Source organism: Nitrobacter sp. MLSD-S21, assembly GCF_058809865.1.
The window spans coordinates 229,317-254,180 of record NZ_JBXASZ010000004.1 but is presented as its reverse complement, the minus strand read 5'-3'; the positions used below and the strand labels follow the sequence as shown (position 1 = coordinate 254,180).

Sequence of the window (24,864 nt, the reverse complement as noted above, 5' to 3'; positions counted from 1 at the left end):
AGCGCCACCTTGCGCGGCATAGCAGCGTTCTGGCCTCAAACGAGGCCGGAAAGAGATTTTTTCCACCTCAGGTTTCTCTAAAAGCATCAACCTACTATATCTAGGCAAGCGGTGGATTGACGCTCTGTATCGCAACGGTCACTATGTTGCGACGCAAAAAGGGGAACAAGCCAATGCCGATCGGTGAATTTGGACGGCCGCCGGAGATGCCGGCGGAAGTCAGCCCGTCGATGACGGCGCCGATGTACTGGATGTACGAAATGGCTCAGGCGTCGCTCAACCCGGCTCGCGCCATCACCGATGCAACCAGGATGCTGTTCCAGAACCCGCTCAATCCGTGGGCGCATACCGAGTTGGGCAAATCCGTCGCCGCGGGTTGCGAACTGTTCGAACGCACCACCCGCCGTTACGCGAAGCCGGAATGGGGCCTCCACGAAACCGAAGTCAACGGTGTGCGCACACCGATCGAGATCCGCTCGGTCTGGGAGAAACCCTTTTGTCGTCTGCTCCACTTCGATCGAATGCACACACGTCCACTGCGCGTGCCGCAGCAGCGCCTGCTGCTGGTGGCTCCGATGTCGGGTCACTACGCGACCTTGCTGCGCGGAACCGTCGAAGCGTTCATGCCGACGCATGACGTCTACATTACCGACTGGTCCGATGCCCGAATGGTACCGGTCGCCGAGGGGCGCTTCGATCTCGATGATTTCGTCGACTATCTGATTGAGATGCTGCATGTGCTCGGCGGAAACGTCCACGTCATCGCTGTCTGCCAACCGTCGGTCCCGTTGCTGGCCGCCGTGTCGGTGATGGAGGCCGAGCGCGATCCGTATGTTCCGCTGTCGATGACGTTAATGGGAGGGCCGATTGATACCCGCAAGAATCCGACCGCGGTCAACAATCTCGCCGCCGAAAGGGGCACCGATTGGTTCCGCAATAACGTCATCACCAAGGTGCCGTTTCCGCACCCTGGGGTGATGCGCGACGTCTATCCCGGCTTCTTGCAGCTCAATGGCTTCATCAGCATGAATTTCGATCGCCACATGAAGGCGCACAAGAGTCTGTTCGAGAATCTCGTTAAAGGCGACGGCGACCTGGTCGACAAGCATCGCGATTTCTATGACGAGTATCTCGCTGTGATGGATCTGACCGCCGAGTATTATCTGCAAACGGTCGATCTGGTGTTCGTCAAGCACGCGCTGCCCGAGGGCGAGATGACCCATCGCGGCCGGCTGGTCGAACCTTCGAAGATCACGCGCGTCGCGTTGATGACGATCGAAGGTGAGAAGGACGACATTTCCGGTCTCGGCCAGACCGAAGCGGCGCACGCGTTATGCACATCGATCCCAAACAACCGGCGAACCCATTACGTGCAAAAGGATGTTGGTCACTACGGGGTGTTTAACGGGTCGCGGTTCAGATCGGAGATCGTCCCTCGCATCAATGACTTCATGCAGTCGAACGCCAGACAGCCAGCGTAAGCATCGCACGCTGCGGCCGCTGCATCGATCGCACGTAAATCCGAACGGAAACAATCGCCTGATCGATCCCGCAGTCAGGGGCGCGGGATCCTGCGGCAACCCTCCCATGATCGGTTCATTTCTTTCGTTTTCAAGAGATGAACTCATTTTCATCGCTTCGAGGGTCAACTCAGCCGAATGAAGTATAAATTTTCTTGTTCCTGCACCCCTTATATAGCCAATCAGGGATAGGTTACCCCTGTATATTGGGCAAATGATTTGTTTTTGCGCCGATCGATTTGAGTGGCGCCGGATATGGCAGAATCCGGGCGAGATTTCCCGTCCCGGATTTGCAGACATGGCCCGTGCGCTCCTTTATCGACGTCCCGCCGAACCATCCCGGCTTCTCATCAAGCATGGATCCCAGGTTTATTCAGTCCGCTTGCGCCGGCATCGCCGCGCGCGCCGCTACACCTTGCGAATCCATCCGAGTGACCGCGAAGCGATCCTGACGATGCCGCCGCGAGGAACGCTCGCGGAAGCAAAAGACTTTGCGCAACGTCACGGCGGCTGGATCGCGGCGCGTCTCGGGCGGCTGCCGAAGGCGGCGCCCTTCCACCACGGCGCGGTCATTCCGCTGCGCGGCATCGCCCATCGGATCGTGCATCGCGCCGGCGAGCGCGGTACCGTGTGGACCGAGACGCGCGATAGCGGCGAGCGTATTCTTTGTGTCGCCGGCGAACTCGAATATCTCGACCGGCGGGTCCATGATTTCCTGAAACGGGAAGCAAGACGAGACCTACAAAAAGCTTCGCAGCGCCATGCCGACGCGCTTGGCGTCAAGGTCAAGCGCCTTTCGATCCGCGACCAATCGAGCCGCTGGGGATCATGCACGTCCTCCGGATCGCTCTCGTTCTCATGGCGGCTCATCCTGGCGCCGCCGTTCGTGCTGGATTATCTCGCCGCGCACGAGGTCGCCCATCTCGTTGAAATGAATCACTCGCCACGGTTTTGGAAGGTGGTGGCTCGCATCTGTAATCATGTCGAGCGGGCCAAGAAGTGGCTCGACGTTGAAGGCAACGACCTCCATCGCTACGGTATTCAGGACTAACCTCGGAACTGCCGACGCGGCCGAAGCCGTACGAGGGCTTGATTGCTTTGGTTGGAACTGAAGCGCTTCGTCATTGCGAGGAGCACAGTTCCTCGTCTTCGAGGAACGACGGTGACGAAGCAATCCAACTCTCTTTCTTGCTATCTGGATTGCTTCGCTCAGCACAAAATTGGCAGCCAATTTTGTCGCGATCTCGCAATGACGCGTTGAGTGCTTTCATCTTATTTTGTCATGCTTCAGTGACCGCCGAACAGCCGGTCCACGAGCCAGCCATCCAGACCGCCAGCAGCTTCCGGCCGCACATTGGTCCGCACCGGCTGCGGCTGGCGCTCGACCGCAGGCGAAGCCGCAGGGACCGGTACGTCGACGGGTTGGCCGAACTGCGCGACTTCAGGCAGGAAGCCGCCCCGCTGTGTGCCGGGAATCGGCTCGGGCCGCACGCCCTGGTGAGCGGCTCGCATAAAGCGGGTCCAGACCTCCACCGGCAGACCGCCGCCGGTCGCCTTGCGGGTCGGCGTATTGTCGTCGTTGCCGAGCCAAATCCCGGTCACGAGCCGCGCGGTATAACCGATGAACCATGCATCGCGAAAATCCTGACTGGTTCCGGTCTTGCCGGCGGCTGTCCATCCGGGAATCTCGGCCTTGCGCGCGGTGCCGCTGATGAGCGTCTGCTCCATCATCGTGTTCATCATGGCGACCCCCCGTGGATCGATCACCCGGTCGGGTGCTTCCTTCCCGCGCGCATAGAGAAGCTTGTTGCCGTCGACGGTGCGGATGCGCTCGACGACATGGGGACTGGCGGCATATCCGCCGTTTGCGAATGGCGCGTAGGCACCAACCAGCTCCAGCGGCGACACCTCTGAAGTGCCAAGCGCGATTGATGCGTTCGTCTCAAGTTTTGATGTGATGCCGAGGCGGTGCGCGGTTCGCACCACTTTTGCAGCACCGACTTCCAGTCCGAGCCGGACGGCGACGGTATTGAGAGACATTGCGAGCGCCTGAGTTAGCGTCACCGCGCCGAAATACTCATGAGAGTAGTTCTCCGGCCGCCAGCCTTTGACGTCGAGCGGAGCGTCCTGACGGATCGTCTCGGGCGTGAGCCCGGCCTCGATCGCGGCCAGATACACAAACGGTTTGAACGCGGAGCCGGGCTGACGCTTTGCCATGGTCGCCCGATTGAACTGGCTGTCGGCGTAGTTGCGGCCGCCGACCATGGCGCGGACCGCGCCGTCGGGCGTCATCGCCACCAATGCGCCCTGGCTGACATTGAACTTGACGCTTTTCGCGGCCAGTTCGTCGATCAAGGCGGCTTCCGCCACGCTCTGCAATTTCGGATCGATGGTCGTTTCGACGACAATGTTCTGATCGACCTGGCCCACCAGATCATCGAGGACATCGCCGACCCAGTCAGCAACGTAGTTGGTGGTACCGGCGCTGGCCGGCTTCACGGCGTAGGAGGGTTGGGCGGCCGAGGCGTGCGCCTGTTGCGCCGTGATGAGGTGAGCGTCCGCCATTGCCGCGAGCACGATCTTTGCGCGGGCTTCGGCACCTTCCGGGTTGCGATCCGGTGCGAGCCGCGACGGCGACTTGACGAGACCGGCCAGCATGGCGGCTTCGGCGAGCGTGACGTTCTTCGCGGGCTTTCCGAAATACTTCTGCGCCGCCGCTTCGACACCATACGCGCCAGACCCGAAGTACACGCGGTTGAGGTAAAGCTCGAGAATCTGCGCTTTGGTGTGCTTGCGCTCCAGCCAGAGCGCGAGTTCGACTTCCTGGAGCTTCCGCTCAAGCGTACGTTCCTGGGTCAGGAACAGATTCTTGGCAAGTTGCTGGGTCAGCGTCGAGCCGCCCTGCGATACGCCGAAGTGCAGCACGTTGGCAACGGCTGCGCGCAGGATGCCGATCGGATCGACGCCGTAATGCGAATAGAACCGGCGATCCTCGATCGCGATGAAGGCGTTCGGCAAATAGGACGGCACGTCCTTGAGCAAGACGTTGTTTCCGGCCATTTCGCCGCGCGTCGCCAGCACGCTGCCGTCCGCAGCGACAACCTGAATGGTCGGCGGACGTTTTGGAATTTCGAGCGACTGGATTGGCGGCAGATGCGCGCCGATATAGATCAGCAGGCCGACGACAGCGATAACCGCCCACAATGCGAGGACGGCGCCCCAATAAAACAGCCGCGAGAGACGCGCGCGTGTACGCTTCTTCGCTCGCCGTCCACCCTCACCCGGAGGCCTGCGCGGGCCTTCAGTATTCGGAGCGGCTGCTTTGCGCGGGCGGGCTCGCCTGTCCGGCGGCTTGTCGTCAGCGATCGTAACGCGGTCGAGCGGATTGATGCGCAACTCCGAAAGCGAAGCTGCGAACCCACTGAATACCGGCTCTTTGCGCCCGCTACGCTTTTTTTGTCCCCACGCCATACGCAACAACGCTCACGCCGACCCTGCACGCCAGTGTGCCGATTTCGAAGTTCGCATGTTCTTGCAGCAACCGTTGATGCGAACGTCAAAATCAGACGGACCCTAGCGGCCGGGCTTTAAGGCGCGGTTACCTGAAAGTTAATGCAACATTAGGGCTGGAACCGCCGACCCAAGTCGAACAAGCCGCGTCCTGTCATCCGCGCGACGTTCACAGCCCGACCGGCTGGTCCGGCCAGAATGAGGGCCAAACCCATTGCAAGGGGAGTTTGCAAGACGCTGCCTCCCGACGGCGAATTATTTCGCAGTGCTGCCGTTAGCGAGCAGATGGACCAGCGCGCGCTTGATCGCGGTCTGCCGTGTCGGAGCGGTGATCCGGGCGCCGAGCAGGTCGGTGACGTAGAACACGTCGCGCGCGCGCTCGCCGAATGTCGCCACGTGGGCCGAGGCGATATTGAGGTTGAGCTTCGAGATCGCCGTGGTGAGCTGAAACAGAAGCCCAGGTCGATCAAGCCCTGAAACCTCGATCATGGTGTGGCGGTCCGACCATTGATTGTTGATGGTGACCTTGGGTTCGACCACAAACGGCCGCAGCCTCTTTCCCCCGGCGCGGCTCGGTATCACGTCGGGCAGGCGCAACCGGCCTTCGAGCACCTGCTCGATGATCTCGGCGATGCGGCCGGCGCGCCGGCCTTCGTCCTCGTCGCGCTCATATTCGCGTGAGATCGCGATGGTATCGAGCGCCTGCCCGTCGATGGTCGTATAGATCTGGGCATCGACGATATTGGCCCCGGCCGACGCGCATGCTCCCGCAATGATCGACAGCAGCCAGGGATGATCGGCGGTAAGGATCGTCAGCTCGGTGACGCCGCGCCCCTCATCGAAGCCGACGTTGATGTTAAGCTTCTTGCCGCTTCCTTCGCTGGCGCGCAGGAAGCGCGCGTGCCTGATCTTGTGCTCGAGATCGACCTTGAGCCAGTAGGCCGGATAATGCCGGACAATGTAGGCATCAAGCTCATGGTCGGGCCATTCGGTGAAAGCGGCACGGAACTCGGCCTCAGCCGCCGCCATGCGCTGCGCGCGATTGACCTCGGAGAAGCCGCCGGTCAGCACGGGTTCTGTCTCATAATAAAGAGTGCGGAGCAGCTGGGCCTTCCAGCCATTCCAGACGCCGGGGCCGACGCCGCGAATGTCTGCGGTCGTCAGGATGGTCAAGAGCTTCATCCGCTCGACCGATTGGACCACGGCCGCGAAATTCTCGATGGTCTTGCGATCGGATAGGTCGCGAGACTGGGCCACTTTGGACATCGTCAGATGCTGTTCGATCAGCCACGCGACCAGTTCGGTGTCGGCTGCGTTGAAGCCAAGGCGCGGGCACAATCTGCGCGCTACCTTGGCGCCTGCGATCGAATGATCCTCGGGCCGGCCCTTTGCAACGTCATGAAGCAGTGTGGTGATGTAGATGACAGGCCGGTGCTCGGGAAGAATCTTGCGCATCAGCTCGCTGGCGAGCGCGACCTCGTCATTGTCGCCGCGCTCGATATCCTGAAGGATGCCGATGCAGCGAATCAGATGCTCGTCCACCGTGTAGTGATGGTACATATTGAACTGCATCATCGAGACGATCGTGCCAAAGGCGCGGATGAACTGACCTAGCACCCCGGTCTCGTTCATCCTGCGCAGCACGGTCTCCGCATCATTCGAGGTCAGGATCTCCATGAACAGCCGGTTGGCTTCCGGGTTTTCGCGAAGCTCCGCGTTGATCAGCCGTCGCGACCGCGTCACCAGCCGCAAGGCGTCCGGATGGAAAGCCAGGTTGTTCTTCTGCGCGAGGCGGAACAAACGGATCAGATTGACAGGGTCGCGCTTGAAGAGATCGGGCGTCGCGAGATTGATGCGGTTGTTGTCGATGATGAAGTCGTCGTTGTCCGGAACCCGCCGAACCTCCGTGCCCCGCGGCCACAACATCACGCGGCTGAGAACCGGTGCCGGCTTAGCCTGCTGATCCTCGAGCTTCGCGCATAGAATTGCGGTGAGGTCGCCGACATCCTTGGCGGTCAGGAAGTAGTGCTTCATGAAGCGTTCGACATCCTGCATCCCCGGATGAGACGTATATCCGAGCCGGACCGCGATCTCCCGCTGCAAGTCGAACGACAGCCGTTCCTCCGCCCTCCCTGTCGCGAAGTGCAGGTTACAGCGTACCGACCATAGAAAATCGGCGCAGCGGCTAAAGGTCCGGTATTCGCGAACATCGAACACATTGCACTGGAGCAATTCGTGGCTTTCACGCACCCGATAGACATACTTCGCGATCCAGAACAACGTATGCAGGTCGCGTAATCCCCCTTTGCCATCCTTGACGTTAGGCTCGACCAGATAGCGCGACTGGCCGGCGCGGTGATGGCGCTCCTCGCGCTCGGCAAGTTTGGCAGCGACGAATTCCGCCGCTGTTCCCCGCACCACTTCGGTGTCGAAGCGGCTAACCAGTTCGTCGTAAAGTGCCCGGTCGCCGGTGACGAAGCGGGCTTCCAGAATTCCGGTGCGGACGGTCATGTCGCCCCGCGCCTGCCGGATCGATTCATTGACCGAGCGCGTCGCGTGACCGACGTTCAACCCCATGTCCCATAGACAATACAGGATAGCCTCGGCGACCTGTTCGCCCCACGCCGTCTGTTTGTAAGGCAGAATGAACAGCAGATCGATATCCGAGTCCGGCGCCATCAAACCGCGCCCGTAGCCGCCGGTCGCCACCACGGCCATGCGCTCGCCATCGGACGGAATAGGGGAATGATAGAGATGACGGGTCGCGGCCGAAAACGCCAGACGAATGATTTCGTCTTGAACGAAGCAAAGCCATTCGGCGCAGCGCCGCCCGTGGCGGTCACGCAGAAGCCTCGCCTGCGCCGCATCGCGCACTTTCGCGAGTTCGACCTTCAACAACCTGGACACGGCAGAACGGAAAACGTCCCCGTGCCCAGCGTGCTTTTCGGCCAGCGCATCAATTTCGCCGATGATCCGGACGGTATCGAAACCGGCGCCGTCCGCCGCTTCTTTTGTCGTTGCGAGGTCCATCGCTTATCCGGATAACGGAGGCCGCGCGCGCTGTCACCGCAGTTTGTGAACTGCATGTGACGGATCCATGCTTCAACCCACCGGTTTGAGCAATGATGCGCTGCAGCCGGCATCTCCAGAATATCTGTTTTCTCGTTGACGGAAATCCCCTAAATATTTGAAACGCGTGACTTTTATTTCTCAGCTGCTGCGCCGATATTCCGCAGCCCATCCTCAAACGGAGCTTTATATGACGCTCCTCCCTCTCATGGGGTTTCGATCCCGGCCAGTCGACCCCAGATAGAGGGCATGACCTCACAAATGCCCGACCCCGCCACGTCGCGTGAAACCCCCGTGCGCGCGCCCTCATCCATTCCGGTCGACGACGCCGTGATTCCGTTTGAGGTGAGCACACTCGACCTGCGTGGACGACTGACCCGGCTAGGGCCGGCGCTCGACGAGTTGCTGGTCCGGCACGACTATCCCGCACCGGTCGCCAAGCTGCTCGGCGAGGCGATCGTGCTGACGACGCTGCTCGGCTCATCGCTCAAGTTCGAGGGCCGGTTCATCCTGCAAACCCAGACCGATGGACCGGTGTCGTTCCTGATTGTCGACTTTCGGGCCCCGGCCGGGCTGCGAGCCTATGCCCGTTTCGACAAGGCCCGGCTCGGCGATGCTTCCGACTCGGGCGCGCTGCTGGGCCGCGGCCATCTCGCGATGACCATCGATCAGGGTCCGGACATGAACCGCTATCAGGGTCTTGTGGCACTGGAAGGCGGCAACCTCGAAGATGCGGCGCATGAGTATTTTCTGCGCTCGGAACAGATTCCGACGCGGGTCCGGCTCGCGGTCGGCGAGGAGTGGCGCCGGGAGGGGGATGGACCGAAGCGCGGCTGGCGTGGCGGCGGCATGCTGCTGCAATTCCTGCCCAAGGCGCTGGAGCGCGCGCGCCAGGCCGATCTCCATCCCGGCGATGCCCCCGACGGTGGCGCCGTGCATACGGTGAGCGAGGATGATGCCTGGGCCGAGGGTCAGTCGCTGATCGGCACCGTCGAGGACCTCGAACTGATCGATCCCGACTTGTCCGGTGAACGTCTGCTTTACCGCCTGTTCCATGAGCGCGGCGTCAGGGTGTTTTCGCCGCAAGCGCTGCACGCGCGGTGTTCATGCTCGCGTGACGCCGTGGCGGCCATGCTGAAAAGCTTCACGCCGGAGGACCGCTCGGGCATGGTGCAGGATGGCAAGGTTGCCGTGACCTGCGAGTTCTGCAATTCGGTGTACGAATTTACCCCGCAGGAAGCCGGCGTGGAGTAGGCGCGATTGGACGCGACCTTAGTTCAGCACGCGCTTGCTGTCGGGGCTGTCGAGCGAGAAGGTCGGAACGTCTATTTCGAAGGGTTCGCCGCTTCGGATCGAGATCATCTGGTAGCGGCCACTCATGAAGCCGGTGGCGGTCGGCAGAGGAACCCCGCTCGTGTATTCGAAGCGCTCGCCGGGCGCAAGCACCGGCTGCTCGCCCACGACGCCCTCGCCGCGGACTTCCTGCTTCCTTCCCGAGGCATCGGTGATGATCCAATGCCGGGTGCGCAACTGCACGGTCTCGGGACCGGCGTTTATGATAACCACCGTATAGGACCAGAAAAAATGGCCTCGCTCGGCGGACGACCTCTCCGGCATGAAATTCGGTTCAACGGTGACTTCGATCTGGCGGGTAACGGCACGGTACATCGCAAACTCTCTAGTATTCGAGCGATCATAGCCAAAACAGGCGCATGAACCAGCCCCCTTCGTTGTGATCGTGCGTCAGCCTGGTTCCACACTATGATCCCGGCGGCAATATTGATTTTTTGCCACCGTTAGCGTGAAGCTGTCCTCCCGTAAATCCATCTCGATCGCGCAGGCGATTGAGATGGCCTTATCGAAGCCGAGCGTATGCCGCCAGTTACCGATCAGATTGTCGGAGCGCGCACGAGGGCGGCCCCTGCGGGCGTCACGCGCGATGCGCCGGCCGTTTTGATTCCGACCCCGCCGCGCGAGCGCGAGCTGAGGCTCGATCTGTTTCGCGGGCTCGCGCTATGGTTGATTTTCATTGACCATCTGCCGCAGAACCTCCTGACCTGGCTCACTCTCCGCAACTATGGCTTCAGTGACGCCACGGAGATTTTCATCTTCATCTCGGGCTATACCGCCGCCCTCGTTTACGGACGCGCTATGCGCGAGCGCGGATTTGTCGTCGCCGCCGCGCGCATTCTCAGGCGAGTCTGGCAAATCTACGTAGCACATATCTTTCTATTCACGATTTTCCTCGCGGAAATTTCCTACGTCGCGAGCAGCTTTGAGAACCCGCTTTACACCGAGGAAATGGGCATCCTCGATTTTCTCAAGCAGCCCGACGTCACGATCGTGCAGGCGCTGCTTCTGAAATTCCGCCCCGTCAACATGGACGTGCTGCCGCTCTACGTCGCGCTGATGCTCTTTTTTCCGCCGGTGTTGCTGGTGATGCAGCGCAAGGCTGATCTGGGGCTAGCGCTGTCGGTCGGTTTTTATGCACTCACCCGGTGGTTCGAGCTGGCACTCCCCGCCTATCCCAACGGGGTCTGGTTCTTCAATCCGTTCGCCTGGCAACTGCTGTTCGTGTTTGGCGCATGGTGCGCGCTCGGAGGCGCCAAGCGCATCTCGCGCATCCTGTCTTTGCCGGCAACACTTTGGATTTGCGTCACCTATCTGCTGTTCGCTTTCTACACCACGCTGACCTGGCATGTGCCGCAGCTCAATCATTTGATGCCGGACATCGCCGAACAGTGGATGTATCCGATCGACAAGACCAATCTCGACGTGCTGCGCATCATCCACTTTTTGGCGCTCGCCGCGCTGGCCGTCCGCTTCCTGCCCAGGAACTGGCCGGGATTGGCGTCCCCCTGGCTTAAGCCGCTGATCCTGTGCGGCCAGAGTTCGCTCCAGATCTTCTGTATCGGGGTCTTTCTGGCCTTCGCCGGGCAGTTCATCCTCGCAGAGTGCTCCGGCGGCGCCACGATTCACCTCATTATCAGCATTTGCGGAATCCTGATCATGTCCGCCGCCGCATGGGTGTTTTCGTGGTACAAGAGGGTTGCGGGCAAGGGCGGAAGCCGCGCCAAACCTGCCGATGGCGACTCGGATCTTGCGGGAGGAGGAGCATGAGGACCGGCTTGGCGTCGGTCTTGATCGCGCTGGCCGCTTCATCGGCCAGCGTCTCCGCGTGTGCTGACGATGTGACCAAAAACTGCGCCGTGCCGGCCTATCTACTGACCAGCGATAGTACACTATCCCGGGTCGCCTCGGCGGTCAGGGCGGGCGGCCCGCTCAACATTCTGGTGGTGGGCAGCCGTTCCTCATCAATATCCGGAGCCGAGGAGGAAGCCTATCCGGCGAAATTGCAGGCTGCACTTCGCGAGAAATTGCCGGGCATTCTCGTGAACGTGTCCGTGGAACTGGCTCTGCGCAAGACCGCCGAGGATGTCGCGCCCAGCCTCGGCAAGCTCGCGGAGGCGAAAAAATCAACTCTGGTGGTGTGGCAGACCGGCATTGTCGATGCCATCCGGTCCGTCGACATCGACGACTTTCGCGAGGCCCTCGACCAAGGCGTGACCTCATTGCAGAAAGCGGGAGCGGATGTCGTGCTGATGAACATGCAGTACAGCCCGCGCACGGAAACCATGGTTTCAATGACATCTTACATCGACAACATGCGCGTCGTCGCGCAGCAGCGCGACGTACCAGTGTTCGACCGCTTTACAATCATGAGTAAGTGGAACGAGAGCGGTGAATTCGATCTATTCAGCCCAGTGCGGGGAGTAAGCCTTGCCAAACGCGTTCACAGTTGTCTCGGTAGCGCCTTATCGACCTTCGTGATCGAGACCGCTCGCATCAACCCCACCGAACTCGGGACCAAGCGTTGATGATGATCCTTCGCTTCCGCAGAACCCTCGGCCCGGCCGCGGCGGTCATACTGGCGGCAGTATCGGCCTCCACCGCGCTCGCACAAACGGCGCCGGCCAACGCCTCCGCGCTGTCGACAGGCAGCACCGCACCCGTTTCTTCGGTCGCAACCGCGCAATCCGGCACGCCGACGCAGAGCCTGTCCGGAAGGACGATCGACAAGGTAGCGACAATTGCTGCCCGCGCGCGCGACATCTTCAATCGCGTCCCTTGCCTGCCGCCGAAGGGTGTCTCGCAGTCGGTGGGATCACTGCCTCATGTGGCGGCCAAGCTTGCAGCCAACAAACCGGTTGTCATCGTCGCCTTCGGTTCGTCCTCGACGCAGGGTTACGGCGCGACGTCGCCAGAATTCAATTATCCGAACCGCCTGGCGGCCCAGTTGCACCGCAAATATCCGGCCGCCGCCATCACCGTGCTCAATCGCGGCAAGGGCGGCGAGGACGCGCCCGAGATGATAAAGCGGCTGCGAACGGAAGTGATCGATGCCAAGCCGGACATGGTGATCTGGCAGGTCGGCACCAACGCGGTGCTACGCAATCTCGATCCCGCGAGCACCGCAAAAACCGTCGAAGACGGCGTCGCGACCATTCAGGCCTCCGGCGCCGATCTGGTCCTGATCGATCCGCAATACGCGCCCGCCGTCAATGCCAGGGGCGAGAGTGCCGGCAGAATGGTCGGTCTGCTGAACCGGGTCGCGCACTACAGGCATGTGGGGATTTTCCCGCGCTTCGAGGTCATGCGCGACTGGCACGACCGGCAGTCGCTACCGTTCGACACCTTCGTGACCAAGGACGGCCTTCACATGAACGACTGGGGTTATGCCTGTTTCGCCCAGTTGCTCGGCGACAACATCATCAAGTCGGTGGATCAGGTCCAGGCTGGCGCCAGTTTACCGGCGGCTGCGACTGTCAATCGGCCTTTGTGAGACTTTACCCCCTCTCCTTGTTGGAAAGGGAAGAAAGCCTCACACCTTTTCCAGTGCGGCAACAAGATCCTCGATCAGGTCGTCCTTGTGTTCGAGACCGGCCGAATAGCGGATGAAGCCTTCGCCGATCCCGAGCCCGGCGCGGACTTCCGGGGCAAGACGCTGGTGGGTGGTGGTTGCCGGATGGGTGACGAGACTCTTGGCGTCGCCGAGGTTGTTCGAGATGCGCGCGAGCTTCAACGCGTTGAGACACCGAAACGCCGCCGCCTTGCCGCCCTTGACATCGAAGCCGATCAGCGTCGAGCCGGCGCGCATCTGCTTTTTCACCAGCGCCGCCTGCGGATGGTCCGGCCGGCCGGGATAGATGAGGCGGGACACTTTCGGATGCGACGCCAGCACCTCCGCGATCGCCGCGGCGCTCTCGGTTTGCTGGCGCACGCGGACGCTGAGCGTCTCCAATCCCTTCAGGAGAATCCAGGCGTTGAACGGCGAGATCGACGGTCCGGTCTGGCGTATAAAGGTCTGGAGATGATCCTGGACGAAAGCGTTCGACGACAGGATGACGCCGCCGAGCGTCCGTCCCTGGCCATCGATGTGCTTGGTGGCCGAATACACCACGACGTCGGCGCCGAGCTCCAGCGGGCTTTGCCAGATCGGCGTCGCGAACACATTGTCGACGATCAGCCGAGCGCCAGCCTGATGCGCGATCTCGGCGATGCCACCGATGTCGAGCACGTCGAGCGTCGGGTTGGTCGGGCTTTCGATGAAGCAGGTTTTGGTGTTCGGCCGCATCGCCTTGCGCCATTGATCGAGATCAAGGCCGTCAACCAGCGTGGATTCGATGCCGTAGCGGGGCAGCAGGTCTTCGACCACATAGCGGCAGGAGCCGAACAAGGCCTTTGCCGCCACCACATGATCGCCCGCCTTCAGCGGCGCCAGCATCGCGGTGGTCACCGCGGCCATGCCCGTCGCGAGGGCGCGCGCGGTCTCCGCGCCTTCGAGCGCAGCCATGCGCTGCTCGAACATCGCGACCGTCGGGTTGGAGTAGCGCGAGTAGATGAAGCCGGGATCGTCGCCCTTGAATCGCGCCTCACACTGTTCGGCGGTGTCGTAGACGTAACCTTGAGTCAGGAACAGGGCTTCCGAGGTCTCGGCGAACTGCGAACGCAGCGTGCCGGAATGAACCAGCCGGGTTTCAGGGTGATAGCGGGGTGCGGACTTGGTCTCGGACATATGATCTCCTGCGTGTCCACCGCGGACAGCGGCCACAAAAAAACCGGCCTGGAAGAACTCCACAAGCCGGGATCACATTGTCCCCGGCCTGTTTAGCGACTTATTTAACGTGGCTGCAAGCCGGCCGGCTCAAATCACCACGGAACGCTGTCATGCCTAGTCCCGCCTCTCCCGTCCGTCAAGCCAATCAATTGACAATCGCAATCGGCTGGCTGCAAATCCGGATTCAGACGCCAGAACCCTGCCTCTCGCCGACGGACAAGCACTAAAGCCCCTGCTCCTGTTTCGGGTCGATATCGCCCAGGCCGTAAAGACGACATCGTGTCATTCTCGCTCCCTCCCGACGCCAACGGCATTCTGCCCGACCGCATGATCGCGGCGATGGCCGACGCAGGCCTGATCCTGCCGGAATATCCGTTTGTCGAGAGCCAGATCCAGCCGGCAAGCCTCGATCTGCGGCTCGGCGCCATGGCTTATCGGGTGCGCGCCAGCTTTCTGCCGGGGCCTGACGCAACCGTCGCTGAACGCATTGATGAGCTCAAGCTGCACGAAGTCGATCTTTCCGACGGCGCGGTGCTGGAGACCAACTGCGTTTACATCGTGCCGCTGCTGGAGAGCCTGGCCCTGCCGCCCGAAATCATCGCCGCCGCTAATCCAAAAAGCTCGACCGGCCGCCTCGACGTATTCACGCGCGTGATCGCCGACGGCACCCGGCGCTTCGACATGATCGGCGCCGGCTATCACGGGCCGCTCTATGCGGAGATCAGTCCCAAGACGTTTCCAGTGCTCCTGCGCGAGGGATCGCGGCTGTCGCAGGTCCGCTTCCGCACCGGAGAGGCCGTTCTCGATGCCCACGAGCTCGAAGCCCTGCACGAACGGGAGCGGCTCGTCGATGTCGACGACGCCGATCTCGTCAACGGCGTGGCGCTCAGCGTCGATCTTTCGGGCGACTATGCCAACGGCTTTGTCGGCTATCGCGCCAAGCGCCATACCGGAGTGGTCGATATCGATCGCCGCGGCGGCTATGCGGTCGGTGAGTTCTGGGAGCCGATCGCGGCGCGGCCGGACGGCAGCCTGATCCTGGATCCTGGCGAGTTCTATATTCTCGCCTCGAAGGAAGCTGTTCAGGTGCCGCCGGACTACGCCGCGGAAATGGTGCCGTTCGATCCGCTGGTCGGCGAGTTCCGGGTGCACTACGCGGGCTTCTTCGATCCCGGCTTCGGCTATGCCGGCGCGGGCGGACAGGGGTCACGTGCGGTGCTCGAGGTGCGCTCGCGCGAGGTGCCGTTCATTCTCGAGCACGGCCAGATCGTCGGCCGCCTCGTCTATGAGAAGATGCTGTCGCGGCCCGACGCGATGTACGGCCAGCGCATCGGCTCCAACTACCAGGCCCAGGGCCTCAAGTTGTCAAAGCATTTCCGGCTGTAAGATCGTAAAGGCCTGCTGCTGAGTCCATCAGAAGCGGAAAGGCACTAGCCTCATCCTTTGATTGAGCATGATCTTATCCGAAAACCGGCTTCCCCTTTTCGGGATCATGCTCTAGCATAACCGAAATCGATGGGGATGGAGTCCCCCGACAACCGCCGCAGGCTGATGACTCCTACCGGGCGCCTTTGCGTCGGTAGGAGCTATTTCCTTCCCCGCTGCGCCCGAGAAAGGGCGCGTGATGAACAGACTTCCGAGTTCGCTATCGGTCTCGTTGTGGGGCGTCGGCGTTTGCTGGGTGGCCGTTGCGATCGGCTACCTGATGGATTCCGAGACCCTCCCGGTGATTTCCCTATTGATCTCTCTGGCGGTTCTTCTGGCGATCCCTCTGGTGGTCATCGGCGTCTTGGGCGGTATGGCCGAATGGCCGCAGAAGGAGCAAAAGCCTTGAAGTGGACGTATATCCTGGCCGTCGCAGCCGGCGGGTCGCTGGGATCGGTGGCCCGCTATCTCGTCGCCATCGGTTTCGGCAAATTGCTGGGCCCGAAGTTTCCGTGGGGAACGCTCGTCATCAATGTCACGGGGTCGCTTCTGATCGGACTGTTCGCCGGCCTGTTCGCTGTCCGATGGAGTCTGCCTCAAGCCGTACGCATCTTCCTTATCGTCGGAATCTGCGGCGGCTACACCACGTTCTCCACGTTCTCGCTCGATTCATTCTATCTGATCCAGCGGGGCGAAGTGGCTGCCGCCGCCTTTTACATGATCGTTTCCGTCGTGCTATCGGTTGGCGCGGTGATCGCGGGCTTACAGATCGTGCGGGTGCTTTAGAACGATCCTTCGGACATTTTCCCCGCTGTTGCGGAGCGGTTCGCTCGCTTGACGTCTTGGCGGGCTGAGCGCCATCGGTTACATCAGGGGATGGAGAGCCGATAAGCGGGCGTAGTTCAATGGTAGAACGGCAGCTTCCCAAGCTGCATACGAGGGTTCGATTCCCTTCGCCCGCTCCAACGTCGTTCGGTGGTCTCCTGCCGCTCGACCGTGCGCTTCCGGCTTCCAAGGACTACGGCGCGATCGTCAGCCTGGCTTTCATATTGGGATGGAAGCGGCAGTAGTAGTCGATCATTCCCGCCTTTTTCAGAACGAGCCTGACGGTTTTGTTCGGCGGCAGCGTCACGTCCCAGTCGCCGTTTCGCGCTGTCGCGGTATGTGCGAAGATGTCCTCGTTGACCCATTCGATGGTGTCGCCGACCTTGGCCTCCGTCTCGACCGGCATGAAAGCGAGGTCCTGCATCGAAACTCGAACCGTCGCCGCGCGGGCCGCGGCGGATAGTCCCAAGGTCGCGACCCCCATGCCCACGATGCTCAGGGCTGAGATTACCAAGGCTGCGGCAATCGGGAGATATCCGTCCGGTTTCATGGCGCGCCCTACTTCAGTTCGGCCGCGACTTGTTCGGCATGTTGCTCGTGGCCCTGGAAGATCTTCAGCCCCGTTTGCAGCAGGCTCTTCAGCTCGTCATTGCTGGCCGACGGAATGAGCAGGGTTTCAAGGGCGTTGTCGACCGCCTTGTGATAGGCGACCTCGTTGTCGACATAGGCCTTGTCGAACGCGGCGCCCTTCAGTTTCGACAACTCCTTGAGTTTGGCGGCGGCGTTCTTGGACAGCGTGCGGCTGGTGTCGTTGTCTTCAGGGGTGACCTTCAGCTTCTTGACCAGTGCGAGCGCCTTGTCGTTCACCGCCTCATGATCCCGCACCATATCGGCGGCAAAGGCCTTCACGTCCTTGTTGGTGGATTTCTCCAGCGCCTGCTTCGCCGCGGTGACATCGATGACGCCGGCGGTGTAGGCGATATGCGCGATCTGCGGATCGGTGGGTTTCGCGCCCTGCGCGAAGGCACCGCTGCTTAGCAGTGCTGCGGCGGCGATCGCCGTGCTCAGTCGAACGAACATTCTTGATACTCCTGTGACGCCGCGATTCGAAAATCGCCGGACGTTTTGTTGCGATACACAGGATTGGATGCGGCCCCGCGGAACAGGTTCCCGAATTATCTAGTCAGACCAAGCCGGCCGAGAACCGCATCGGTCAGGCGCGCGCATCGTTTGCCGGCGAAGGGAAAGGCCTCCATCATGACCGGGCCGACCTTCTTTTCCACGTTCGCACGCAGCATCGTGCGAGCACGATGAAGCCGCGTCTTCACGGTTTCCGGCTTGAGATCGAGGAGCTCAGCGGTCTCCTCCACGTTCATTCCCTCGATCACGCGGGTGATGAAGACGATGCGGAATGCCTCGGGCAGTTCGTCAACCGCCTGCTCGACGATGTGCTGTATTTCGCGCTGGGCCATGGTTTTTTCGGGGTCATCGGAAACGGCGGACACGGGAAACTGGATGATCTGGGCGTTCAGCACACCCGGCTCCAGCGTGGTCCAGTCGACGGTGGGGCGCAGGCGTCGCCTCCGGCCAAGCGCCTCGTTGATGGCGATACGCGCCAGCCAGGTTGCGAGACGGGAGTCGCCACGAAAGCTCTCAAGATGCGTGAAGGCACGAACGTAGGTTTCCTGCACGACGTCCTCGGCCTCGCTATCGTTGCGCAGGATGCCACGCGCGATCCGGTACAGTTTGCGATTATTCGCCTGCATGATGGCACGGATTGCGCCTTCGTCGCGCGCACGAGCGCGGCGAACCAGTTCTAGATCGTCGTCGCACGGGCCGGCGACGAGCCGGGACTGAACCTGTTGCATGCGCCTCACTCCGGATCTCGGGATACTCCACCGTTAGAGGAATAGATGCGGCAAAGTCGGCCAGGTTCCCGGCATTAGTTTGTTAACCATAATTCCGCTGTCCCGATGAATCGTCCCGTTCGAGCGGCGTGAGAAAAAGTAGATACTGGTTTTGCCTCGGTATCCGAGCAAATTGATCAAGCATTTCTTCACGCGACCTGGGTTTAAGCCGAACACGCTCGGGTAAGTGCAGCGCGTCGGCAACACTGAATTCGAATCTTATTTGAGTGATCAAGGCGATCTGGACAAAACGCCAATCTCACCAGAGGCTACGGACTTGGAGTCGCACAAAGATCACCGCCGATTCGAAATCGACACGGGGCAGATGATGAGGGTCGTGACGGGATTGCTTGCAGTGATATTCCTGCTGGGACATGTTGCTGCAAGTCATGCCGTGGTTCGGATCGGAGAGGATCGGGGCGGCCGGATCGGAACCTATCTTGATAAATATGAGGCCGTTCGCAATTCTGGCCAGTCCGTCATCATCGACGGTCTATGTGCATCAGCTTGCACCATCGTTCTCGGTACGGTCCCGCATGACAAGATTTGCGTGACGTCCCACGCTGCTCTCGGGTTTCATGCCGCTTGGGATCTCGGATCGAACGGCCGCGCCGTCACCAATTCCGAGGCGACCCTTATGCTGTATTCGATGTACCCTTCCGCAATCCAGCGCTGGATCAAAGAGCGCGGTGGTTTGACGCGGCGCATGATCTTTCTTCGTGGCCGCCAACTCGCTGACATGTATCGTCCATGCTACCTTGACGCGCAGGCATCGTCGGCGCGCTGATCTGACATTGCCAATTCATCGTCAAAAGTGGCCAATTCATCACCACGTGATCGCACCCGGTTGCGCTTGCCTTAAGGGCGAGACTGGCCTTATCTGAAGCCTCGCCGTGTCGGCAGGGCGCTGTGGGCGCGCTACGGAACCACTGGGTCTTCGCGACGCACGCTTCCGGCCTCGCCGCCCGCTTCCATAGCGTTTTCGAGCGAAGTGGTGACCTGTTCGCGTGAAGAAAACGCGTCAAACAACAATCTAGAGCTTCGCCTCTGATTCGTCAGAAGCGAAAATGCTCTAGGCTTTTCCGCAAGTTACGAAGGCTTGATAGCGAGGACGCGGCCTTCGGAAGGCGCGATACCAAGGATACCCGATGTCAAATAGATTCGCCCGTCCGCTGATCCTGTTTGCGGCCTTCGCCGGTAGTCTCGTCGTCGGTCTCACGGTGGTGCTCTGGCTGCTCGGCGGGTTCGCCGGCACGCGCACCGCAACGTCGATCGGCGGCGGCCCATTCAAACTGACCGACCAGACCGGTCAGACTGTCACCGAAAAGAGCATGGTCGGCAGGCCGACAATTATTTTCTTCGGCTATACCCACTGCCCCGACGTCTGCCCGACCTCGCTGTTCGAGATGTCGGAGGTGTTGCGGGCGATGGGGCCGGACGCCGACCGCATCAACGCCTATTTCGTCACGGTCGATCCGGAACGCGATACGCAGGAAACGATGGCAAGCTATCTTTCCAGCTTCGACCCACATCTGAAAGGCTTGACCGGCGATCCGGCGGCTGTCCAGAAAGCCCTGGCCGCCTTTCGGGTTTACGCAAAAAAAGTCCCGCTGAAGGATGGTGCCTATTCGATGGATCACACGGCGCTGATCTATCTGATGGATCGCGAGGGCCGCTTCGTCTCGCCGTTCGATCTCAAACGTTCGGCTGAAGCGGCCGCCGCCGATCTCAAGCGTTATCTGTAGCGCTGCCACCGTTGCGCAGCCGTGTCGCGGGGGACGAGCATCCGCGAGGCGGCGGCTGATCGGATTTGCGGGGAAAGGCCATGCTCGGTCTTTTCCCATTTATATGGTTCGCTCAGCAGTTGATACAGCGCGCGCCACGCCGCAATCGAAAGACAAGCCCAATAGATCGGCGTCAACGCCAGGATCCAGCCCTGATGCAACTGCCCGCGCCGCGCAAGGCCCATCAGGCCAACCACGATCGTGGAGACGAAGCCGGCGGCGATTGTGGTCAGATGCAGCGGCGTGACCGCGCCCGTGGCAAATCCGCCGCTGATGGCGCCGGCATCCGCCAGCAAGCGCAACGTCATATCGACGACGAGGATCGGAAAGGTCAGCGCCGTCAGCACGTTGCCCCCGATGATGGCATTCAGCGTGAAAAACCCCTTTGCGCCCGCGTCCTTCCATAACCGCCGGGGCCGGCGCATATGCACGCTCCAGGTCTGCATCCAACCCTTCATCCAGCGCGAGCGCTGGCGCAACCATCCGCCGAAACGCGCCGGCGCCTCCTCGAAAGTCGTCGACGCGAAGGTGCTCGATCGATAGCCGAAGCGCGCCAGCCGAAAGCCGAGGTCGGCATCCTCGGTGACGTTGTAAGCATCCCAGGCGCCCACCTCGCGAAGGACCGCGGTGCGGAAGTGGTTCGACGATCCGCCGAGCGGCAGCGGCACGCCGAAGGACGCGAGCCCGGGAAGGAAGACGTCGAACTGTCCGGCATATTCGGCGGCAAACATGCGCGAGAGCCAGCTGTCCGACTGGTTTTCGATGCAAAGGCTGGCCTGCACGCAGGCGACATCGACGCCTTGAGTACGGAAGGCATCGAGCGCGGCGCGTAACTGGCCGGGATCAGGACGATCTTCGGCATCGAATACGGCGGTGAAGCTGCCGCGCGCGAACGGCAGCGCGCAGTTCAACGCCTTCGGTTTGGTGCGCGGCCCTTCCGCCGGAGCGAGCAGGACCTGGACTTGCGGCATCGGCCCAAGTCTTGCCAGAGCGGCGCGGGTTTCGAGATCGTCAAGCTCGATCACGATGATAACGTCGAGCTTTTCGCGCGGGTAGTCCAAGGCTCCGATGGCTTGTAAGAGCGACGCGACCGATGAGGCCTCGCGATAAAGCGCCGCAATCACCGTGTAGACCGGCAAACAATTATCGGGAATGCGTGGCGGGCTCCGGACCGAGCGCCGCGGCGTCAAGCTGGCCGCGAGCCGCAAGCCGATAAATGCGAGGAACCACAGCGCCAGCGCGCTGCTCCAGATGTCCGGGACGACCGTCGGCGTCAGCGTCATCATAACGCTCAGGAGGACAGTCTGAGCAAGCCGTCGCATTGTGCGCAGCCGGCGTCCGCGGGAGGTGTCGTCGGCAGCCGGCGCAGCGGACAGGGCCGGGAATCGTCGGCCGAGCGCATTGGCGGCGGAGCGGCCGAGCGCGTCGCCCGCCTCCTGCCGCAGCAGAAAGTGATCGAGGTTTTGCTTCGATGTCAGCAGGACCCGGTCGCGTAAAGATGGATAGGCGGCGGCGAGACGGCAGAGTCGCCGTACCGTGAACCCGCGCGGCGCGACAACCCAAAGCAACTGTCCTCGCTGGCGCAGCGGAAGCAGCCCGTGTTGTGCGACGCGGGATAAGTAACGATCGGGCAAGGGGCAATCGGAGCGGGAAATCTCGGCGAACGTCTCGATCGCAAGACCGGTTTGAAAGGAAAGTGCTTGCAGATAAGCGTCTTTATCAATGACGCCCGACCGGATCAGCGCTTGGTCCGCGCCGGTGCCCACTTCCCGGCCGCGCGCCTCGGCAGCGCTCAGCAGCGCCGGAGCGAGAACATGCCGCAGGCAATCCAGTTCGCTCGCCGGACCGGGCTCGGGGTCGCCCAACCAGTTATCGTTGCTCGACCGCGGGATGCAAATGAAGCCGGGAGCAAGCGCCGAACTCTCAGGCACAGCACGGCGGAGCGCGTCGGCCCGGCCGCCATCCTCTACACGATTCCGCCCCGGCAAGTCGCGTCCCCACGCAAACGATACTCGCATCCCGTTCCGGATGGTCTATAAAACCCTCCGTTCGAAAAGCCCCCGTCAATGCAACCACAGATTACAGTTTCCGACAACGAAAGATTGATCCGCCGCGGCGCGGCCACGCTGGGTTGTTTGCTCGCCGCCGGCTGGATATTGGTTGCCGGAGCAGCGACCGGCTGCGCGCGCGCGCAGACCGCAACCGTCGCGCCGCAGGCCGTGCCGGGCTTCTGGGATCCGCGCCACCGTCCGGACCGGCCCGATCTGTCCCGCCTCACCGTGATTCGCTTTTTGACGGAAACCGACTATCCGCCCTTCAACTATACCGGTCCCGACGGCAACCCGGCCGGCTTCAATGTCGATCTGGCGCGCACCCTGTGCGAGGAGATCAAGGTCACCTGCACGGTACAGATGCGGCGATTCGAGACGCTGGTGGACGCGCTTTCCAGTAACCGGGGCGATGCCATCATCGCCTCTCTCGCGGTCACTCCGGAATTACGCAAGCGTGTGGATTTCACCGACCCTTACTATCGAACGCCTGCCCGCTTCGTGTCACGGCGCGACGTCGTCATGGCCGAGGTGCGCCCGGAGTATCTCGAGGGTAAGAAGGTTGGCGTCATCGGGGGATCCGCGCACGAGGCCTACCTCAAGGTTTTCTTCACCGACGCCGAACTCCACGGCTATCCGAACGACGAGACGCTGCGGCAGGCGCTGCGCCGGAACGAAGTCGACTTTATTTTCGGTGACGCCATCTCACTGGCGTTCTGGATCAACGGCACCGATTCGGAAAGCTGCTGCGCATTCAGCGGCGGCCCCTTTATCGAGAGCCGCTATTTCGGCGAGGGCATCGGCATTGCTGTGAAAAAGGGCAATGACGTGCTGCGCCAGACACTGAACTGGGCGCTATTCCGGATCTGGGAGAAAGGCCGGTATACCGATCTGTGGCTGCGGTATTTTTCCGTCAGTCCGTTTTAGAGCACGATCCTGAAAAAATGTGGCGCAGCGGAAGACGCCGCGCCATGGAGAGCAGAATGTCTGACGTCCCATCAGCGAGCGATCTTCGTGAACTCGCCGATCAATCTAATGCGTGGCCGTTCGAACAGGCCAAGGCGATCGTCGCTCGCCTGAAGAAGGCGCCGAAGGATGAGGTGCTGTTCGAGACAGGCTACGGCCCCTCCGGCCTGCCGCATATCGGCACCTTCGGCGAGGTCGCGCGCACCACGATGGTGCGTCACGCCTTTCGCGTGCTGACCGAAGACAAAATCAAGACACGGCTGCTGGCGTTTTCCGACGACATGGACGGCTTGCGCAAAGTGCCGGACAATGTGCCCAACAAAGAGCTGCTGGCGCTGGATCTCGGCAAGCCGCTGACGAAAGTCCGCGATCCCTTCGGCACTCATCCGAGCTTCGGCGAGCACAACAACGCCCGGCTGCGCGCTTTCCTCGACACCTTTGGTTTCGACTACGAGTTCGCCAGTTCGACCGCCTACTACACGTCGGGCCGCTTCGATGCGACACTTCTGAAGGTGCTTGAAAACATCGACAAGGTGATGGCGATCATGCTGCCATCCTTGCGCGAGGAACGCGCGGCGAGCTATTCGCCGTTTCTGCCCATTTGCCCGCGCACCGGCGCGGTGCTGCAGGTGCCGATTGTCGCGCACGACGCGGCAGCCGGCACGGTTTCCTACGACGACCCCGAAACCGGAGAGCGGGTCACAGTCCCCGTCACCGGCGGGCATTGCAAATTGCAATGGAAGCCGGACTGGGCGATGCGCTGGACCGCGCTCGGCGTCGATTACGAGATGGCCGGCAAGGACCTGATCGATTCGGTCAAACTGTCGGGCAAAATCTGTTCGGCGCTCGGGGGCACGCCTCCGGAAGGCTTCAACTACGAACTGTTCCTCGACGACAAGGGCCAGAAGATTTCCAAGTCGAAGGGCAATGGGCTGACCATCGACGAGTGGCTGCGCTACGCCTCGCCGGAATCGCTGTCGCTGTTCATGTACCGCGAACCGAAGGCGGCGAAGCGGCTGCATTTCGACGTGATCCCACGCAACGTCGACGACTATCAGCAGTTCCTCGAAGGTTATCCGCGTCAGGATGCGAGGCAGCAGCTGGTCAATCCGGTGTGGCATATTCATGCCGGCCATCCGCCCGCGGCCGACATGCCGGTCACGTTCCAGTTGCTGCTGACGCTGGTCTCGTCCTCGAACGCGGAGAATGCCGAAACCCTGTGGGGTTTCATCGGCCGCTATCGGCCGGGCGTCACGCCGACCACCCATCCGAAGCTTGATGCATTGGTCGGCTATGCCATCAACTATTACCGCGATTTCGTGGCACCGACCAAAACGTTCCGCGAGCCGACCGCGAGCGAACGAGCCGCCTTGCAAGACCTGCGCGATGCGTTGTCACAACTGCCCGCAGACGTCTCGGCAGAAGACATCCAGAACACGGTCTACGAGATCGGCCGCCGCGAACCTTTTCTCAACCACAAAAAGCTCGCCAAGGACGGACGGCCCGGCGTCTCGCTCGACTGGTTCAATATGCTCTATCAGGTGTTGCTGGGTCAGGAGAAGGGACCGCGCTTCGGCTCGTTCGTCGCGGTCTACGGCGCGCAGAATGCCATCGCGATGATAGACGGCACCTTGGCGCGGGCGGGTTAGCATCTTTCTCCCTCCGCTCATTTGCAAACAGATTTGAAGCAGG

Annotated in this window: 21 protein-coding genes, 1 tRNA gene and 2 riboswitches; of the genes, 14 read left to right on the top strand and 8 right to left on the bottom strand. The window is 61.4% G+C overall.

Features of this window, described 5'->3' with window-relative positions; genetic code table 11:
- Positions 1-173: 173 nt before the first annotated feature.
- Both AC1RT6_RS14475 and AC1RT6_RS14470 read left to right on the top strand, forming a co-directional pair.
- Positions 174-1,481 (top strand): polyhydroxyalkanoate depolymerase, encoded by a 1,308-nt coding sequence (locus AC1RT6_RS14475; RefSeq protein ID WP_079445301.1) that lies wholly within the window; start codon positions 174-176, stop codon positions 1,479-1,481.
- A gap of 253 nt (positions 1,482-1,734) precedes the next feature.
- On the top strand, positions 1,735-2,571 hold the full coding sequence (locus AC1RT6_RS14470; RefSeq protein WP_079445266.1) for a M48 family metallopeptidase: 837 nt from the start codon (positions 1,735-1,737) through the stop codon (positions 2,569-2,571).
- A gap of 236 nt (positions 2,572-2,807) precedes the next feature.
- On the opposite strand, the gene AC1RT6_RS14465 is transcribed toward AC1RT6_RS14470, so the two are convergent.
- A complete protein-coding gene (locus AC1RT6_RS14465; protein ID WP_079445265.1) occupies positions 2,808-4,991 on the bottom strand; it encodes a transglycosylase domain-containing protein in 2,184 nt (727 codons plus the stop codon).
- A gap of 294 nt (positions 4,992-5,285) precedes the next feature.
- Positions 5,286-8,060, bottom strand: coding sequence for a [protein-PII] uridylyltransferase (locus AC1RT6_RS14460; RefSeq protein WP_079445264.1), 2,775 nt, complete (start codon positions 8,058-8,060; stop codon positions 5,286-5,288).
- Between the two features lie 288 nt (positions 8,061-8,348).
- Between AC1RT6_RS14460 and AC1RT6_RS14455 the strand changes: the two genes are divergently transcribed.
- Complete coding sequence (locus AC1RT6_RS14455) at positions 8,349-9,353, top strand: Hsp33 family molecular chaperone (protein WP_079445263.1); 1,005 nt, start codon at positions 8,349-8,351, stop codon at positions 9,351-9,353.
- An 18-nt stretch (positions 9,354-9,371) separates the two neighbouring features.
- Here AC1RT6_RS14455 and apaG read toward each other — a convergent pair whose 3' ends face one another.
- Complete coding sequence (apaG, locus tag AC1RT6_RS14450) at positions 9,372-9,767, bottom strand: Co2+/Mg2+ efflux protein ApaG (protein WP_079445262.1); 396 nt, start codon at positions 9,765-9,767, stop codon at positions 9,372-9,374.
- Between the two features lie 204 nt (positions 9,768-9,971).
- Between apaG and AC1RT6_RS14445 the strand changes: the two genes are divergently transcribed.
- Genes AC1RT6_RS14445 through AC1RT6_RS14435 form a run of 3 tightly spaced genes read left to right on the top strand, consistent with a single transcriptional unit; the run spans position 9,972 to position 12,942 of the window.
- The gene (locus tag AC1RT6_RS14445; RefSeq protein WP_079445261.1) at positions 9,972-11,219 is read left to right on the top strand and encodes an OpgC domain-containing protein; all 1,248 of its coding nucleotides are present in this window, start codon (positions 9,972-9,974) and stop codon (positions 11,217-11,219) included.
- A complete protein-coding gene (locus tag AC1RT6_RS14440) occupies positions 11,216-11,977 on the top strand; it encodes an SGNH/GDSL hydrolase family protein (RefSeq protein ID WP_079445260.1) in 762 nt (253 codons plus the stop codon). The genes AC1RT6_RS14445 and AC1RT6_RS14440 overlap by 4 nt, the downstream gene beginning before the upstream one ends.
- Positions 11,978-11,979: 2 nt before the next feature.
- Complete coding sequence (locus AC1RT6_RS14435) at positions 11,980-12,942, top strand: SGNH/GDSL hydrolase family protein (RefSeq protein ID WP_244553368.1); 963 nt, start codon at positions 11,980-11,982, stop codon at positions 12,940-12,942.
- A gap of 39 nt (positions 12,943-12,981) precedes the next feature.
- Here the strand turns inward: AC1RT6_RS14435 and AC1RT6_RS14430 are convergent, their stop codons facing one another.
- Positions 12,982-14,175 (bottom strand): O-succinylhomoserine sulfhydrylase, encoded by a 1,194-nt coding sequence (locus AC1RT6_RS14430; protein WP_079445300.1) that lies wholly within the window; start codon positions 14,173-14,175, stop codon positions 12,982-12,984.
- Between the two features lie 71 nt (positions 14,176-14,246).
- Positions 14,247-14,326: riboswitch (SAM riboswitch) on the bottom strand.
- 170 nt (positions 14,327-14,496) lie between these two features.
- Between AC1RT6_RS14430 and AC1RT6_RS14425 the strand changes: the two genes are divergently transcribed.
- From AC1RT6_RS14425 to AC1RT6_RS14410, 4 genes are all read left to right on the top strand, one after another.
- Positions 14,497-15,603 carry a 2'-deoxycytidine 5'-triphosphate deaminase gene (locus tag AC1RT6_RS14425; RefSeq protein WP_079445258.1) on the top strand — a complete coding sequence of 369 codons (1,107 nt, stop codon included), beginning with the start codon at positions 14,497-14,499 and terminating at the stop codon, positions 15,601-15,603.
- Positions 15,604-15,725: 122 nt separating this feature from the next.
- Positions 15,726-15,785: riboswitch (Fluoride riboswitch) on the top strand.
- Positions 15,786-15,841: 56 nt separating this feature from the next.
- Positions 15,842-16,051 carry a hypothetical protein gene (locus AC1RT6_RS14420; RefSeq protein ID WP_079445257.1) on the top strand — a complete coding sequence of 70 codons (210 nt, stop codon included), beginning with the start codon at positions 15,842-15,844 and terminating at the stop codon, positions 16,049-16,051.
- Entirely contained in the window at positions 16,048-16,428 is a 381-nt protein-coding gene (crcB, locus tag AC1RT6_RS14415) for a fluoride efflux transporter CrcB (RefSeq protein WP_087881084.1), read from the top strand. The genes AC1RT6_RS14420 and crcB overlap by 4 nt, the downstream gene beginning before the upstream one ends.
- Before the next feature lie 105 nt (positions 16,429-16,533).
- A tRNA-Gly gene (locus AC1RT6_RS14410) sits at positions 16,534-16,607 on the top strand.
- A 53-nt stretch (positions 16,608-16,660) separates the two neighbouring features.
- On the opposite strand, the gene AC1RT6_RS14405 is transcribed toward AC1RT6_RS14410, so the two are convergent.
- The 3 genes from AC1RT6_RS14405 to AC1RT6_RS14395 form a co-directional block, all read right to left on the bottom strand.
- Entirely contained in the window at positions 16,661-17,017 is a 357-nt protein-coding gene (locus tag AC1RT6_RS14405; RefSeq protein ID WP_079445255.1) for a cupredoxin domain-containing protein, read from the bottom strand.
- Positions 17,018-17,025: 8 nt separating this feature from the next.
- Entirely contained in the window at positions 17,026-17,547 is a 522-nt protein-coding gene (locus tag AC1RT6_RS14400) for a DUF4142 domain-containing protein (RefSeq protein ID WP_079445254.1), read from the bottom strand.
- A gap of 95 nt (positions 17,548-17,642) precedes the next feature.
- On the bottom strand, positions 17,643-18,335 hold the full coding sequence (locus AC1RT6_RS14395) for an RNA polymerase sigma factor (protein WP_079445253.1): 693 nt from the start codon (positions 18,333-18,335) through the stop codon (positions 17,643-17,645).
- Positions 18,336-18,702: 367 nt separating this feature from the next.
- Here AC1RT6_RS14395 and AC1RT6_RS14390 point away from each other — a divergent pair, with 367 nt between their 5' ends.
- Both AC1RT6_RS14390 and AC1RT6_RS14385 read left to right on the top strand, forming a co-directional pair.
- The gene (locus tag AC1RT6_RS14390) at positions 18,703-19,161 is read left to right on the top strand and encodes a hypothetical protein (RefSeq protein ID WP_079445299.1); all 459 of its coding nucleotides are present in this window, start codon (positions 18,703-18,705) and stop codon (positions 19,159-19,161) included.
- Between the two features lie 361 nt (positions 19,162-19,522).
- A complete protein-coding gene (locus AC1RT6_RS14385; protein ID WP_079445252.1) occupies positions 19,523-20,119 on the top strand; it encodes an SCO family protein in 597 nt (198 codons plus the stop codon).
- On the opposite strand, the gene AC1RT6_RS14380 is transcribed toward AC1RT6_RS14385, so the two are convergent.
- Positions 20,110-22,146 (bottom strand): glycosyltransferase, encoded by a 2,037-nt coding sequence (locus tag AC1RT6_RS14380; RefSeq protein ID WP_472791040.1) that lies wholly within the window; start codon positions 22,144-22,146, stop codon positions 20,110-20,112. The two genes, AC1RT6_RS14385 and AC1RT6_RS14380, sit on opposite strands and share 10 nt — an antisense overlap.
- Positions 22,147-22,224: 78 nt before the next feature.
- Between AC1RT6_RS14380 and AC1RT6_RS14375 the strand changes: the two genes are divergently transcribed.
- Together AC1RT6_RS14375 and AC1RT6_RS14370 are read left to right on the top strand one after the other, a co-directional pair.
- Entirely contained in the window at positions 22,225-23,133 is a 909-nt protein-coding gene (locus tag AC1RT6_RS14375; RefSeq protein WP_079445251.1) for a transporter substrate-binding domain-containing protein, read from the top strand.
- 56 nt (positions 23,134-23,189) lie between these two features.
- Positions 23,190-24,821 carry a lysine--tRNA ligase gene (locus AC1RT6_RS14370; protein WP_087881087.1) on the top strand — a complete coding sequence of 544 codons (1,632 nt, stop codon included), beginning with the start codon at positions 23,190-23,192 and terminating at the stop codon, positions 24,819-24,821.
- Positions 24,822-24,864 lie beyond the last annotated feature (43 nt).

Excerpts from the sequence above, each read along its gene's own strand:
- AC1RT6_RS14475 (WP_079445301.1), top strand. The coding sequence starts at position 174 with ATGCCGATCGGTGAATTTGGACGGCCGCCGGAGATGCCGGCGGAAGTC.
- AC1RT6_RS14470 (WP_079445266.1), top strand. The coding sequence starts at position 1,735 with ATGATTTGTTTTTGCGCCGATCGATTTGAGTGGCGCCGGATATGGCAG.
- AC1RT6_RS14465 (WP_079445265.1), bottom strand. The coding sequence starts at position 4,991 with ATGGCGTGGGGACAAAAAAAGCGTAGCGGGCGCAAAGAGCCGGTATTC.
- AC1RT6_RS14460 (WP_079445264.1), bottom strand. The coding sequence starts at position 8,060 with ATGGACCTCGCAACGACAAAAGAAGCGGCGGACGGCGCCGGTTTCGAT.
- AC1RT6_RS14455 (WP_079445263.1), top strand. The coding sequence starts at position 8,349 with ATGACCTCACAAATGCCCGACCCCGCCACGTCGCGTGAAACCCCCGTG.
- apaG (WP_079445262.1), bottom strand. The coding sequence starts at position 9,767 with ATGTACCGTGCCGTTACCCGCCAGATCGAAGTCACCGTTGAACCGAAT.
- AC1RT6_RS14445 (WP_079445261.1), top strand. The coding sequence starts at position 9,972 with ATGCCGCCAGTTACCGATCAGATTGTCGGAGCGCGCACGAGGGCGGCC.
- AC1RT6_RS14440 (WP_079445260.1), top strand. The coding sequence starts at position 11,216 with ATGAGGACCGGCTTGGCGTCGGTCTTGATCGCGCTGGCCGCTTCATCG.
- AC1RT6_RS14435 (WP_244553368.1), top strand. The coding sequence starts at position 11,980 with ATGATCCTTCGCTTCCGCAGAACCCTCGGCCCGGCCGCGGCGGTCATA.
- AC1RT6_RS14430 (WP_079445300.1), bottom strand. The coding sequence starts at position 14,175 with ATGTCCGAGACCAAGTCCGCACCCCGCTATCACCCTGAAACCCGGCTG.
- AC1RT6_RS14420 (WP_079445257.1), top strand. The coding sequence starts at position 15,842 with ATGAACAGACTTCCGAGTTCGCTATCGGTCTCGTTGTGGGGCGTCGGC.
- AC1RT6_RS14405 (WP_079445255.1), bottom strand. The coding sequence starts at position 17,017 with ATGAAACCGGACGGATATCTCCCGATTGCCGCAGCCTTGGTAATCTCA.
- AC1RT6_RS14400 (WP_079445254.1), bottom strand. The coding sequence starts at position 17,547 with ATGTTCGTTCGACTGAGCACGGCGATCGCCGCCGCAGCACTGCTAAGC.
- AC1RT6_RS14395 (WP_079445253.1), bottom strand. The coding sequence starts at position 18,335 with ATGCAACAGGTTCAGTCCCGGCTCGTCGCCGGCCCGTGCGACGACGAT.
- AC1RT6_RS14390 (WP_079445299.1), top strand. The coding sequence starts at position 18,703 with ATGAGGGTCGTGACGGGATTGCTTGCAGTGATATTCCTGCTGGGACAT.
- AC1RT6_RS14385 (WP_079445252.1), top strand. The coding sequence starts at position 19,523 with ATGTCAAATAGATTCGCCCGTCCGCTGATCCTGTTTGCGGCCTTCGCC.
- AC1RT6_RS14375 (WP_079445251.1), top strand. The coding sequence starts at position 22,225 with ATGCAACCACAGATTACAGTTTCCGACAACGAAAGATTGATCCGCCGC.
- AC1RT6_RS14370 (WP_087881087.1), top strand. The coding sequence starts at position 23,190 with ATGTCTGACGTCCCATCAGCGAGCGATCTTCGTGAACTCGCCGATCAA.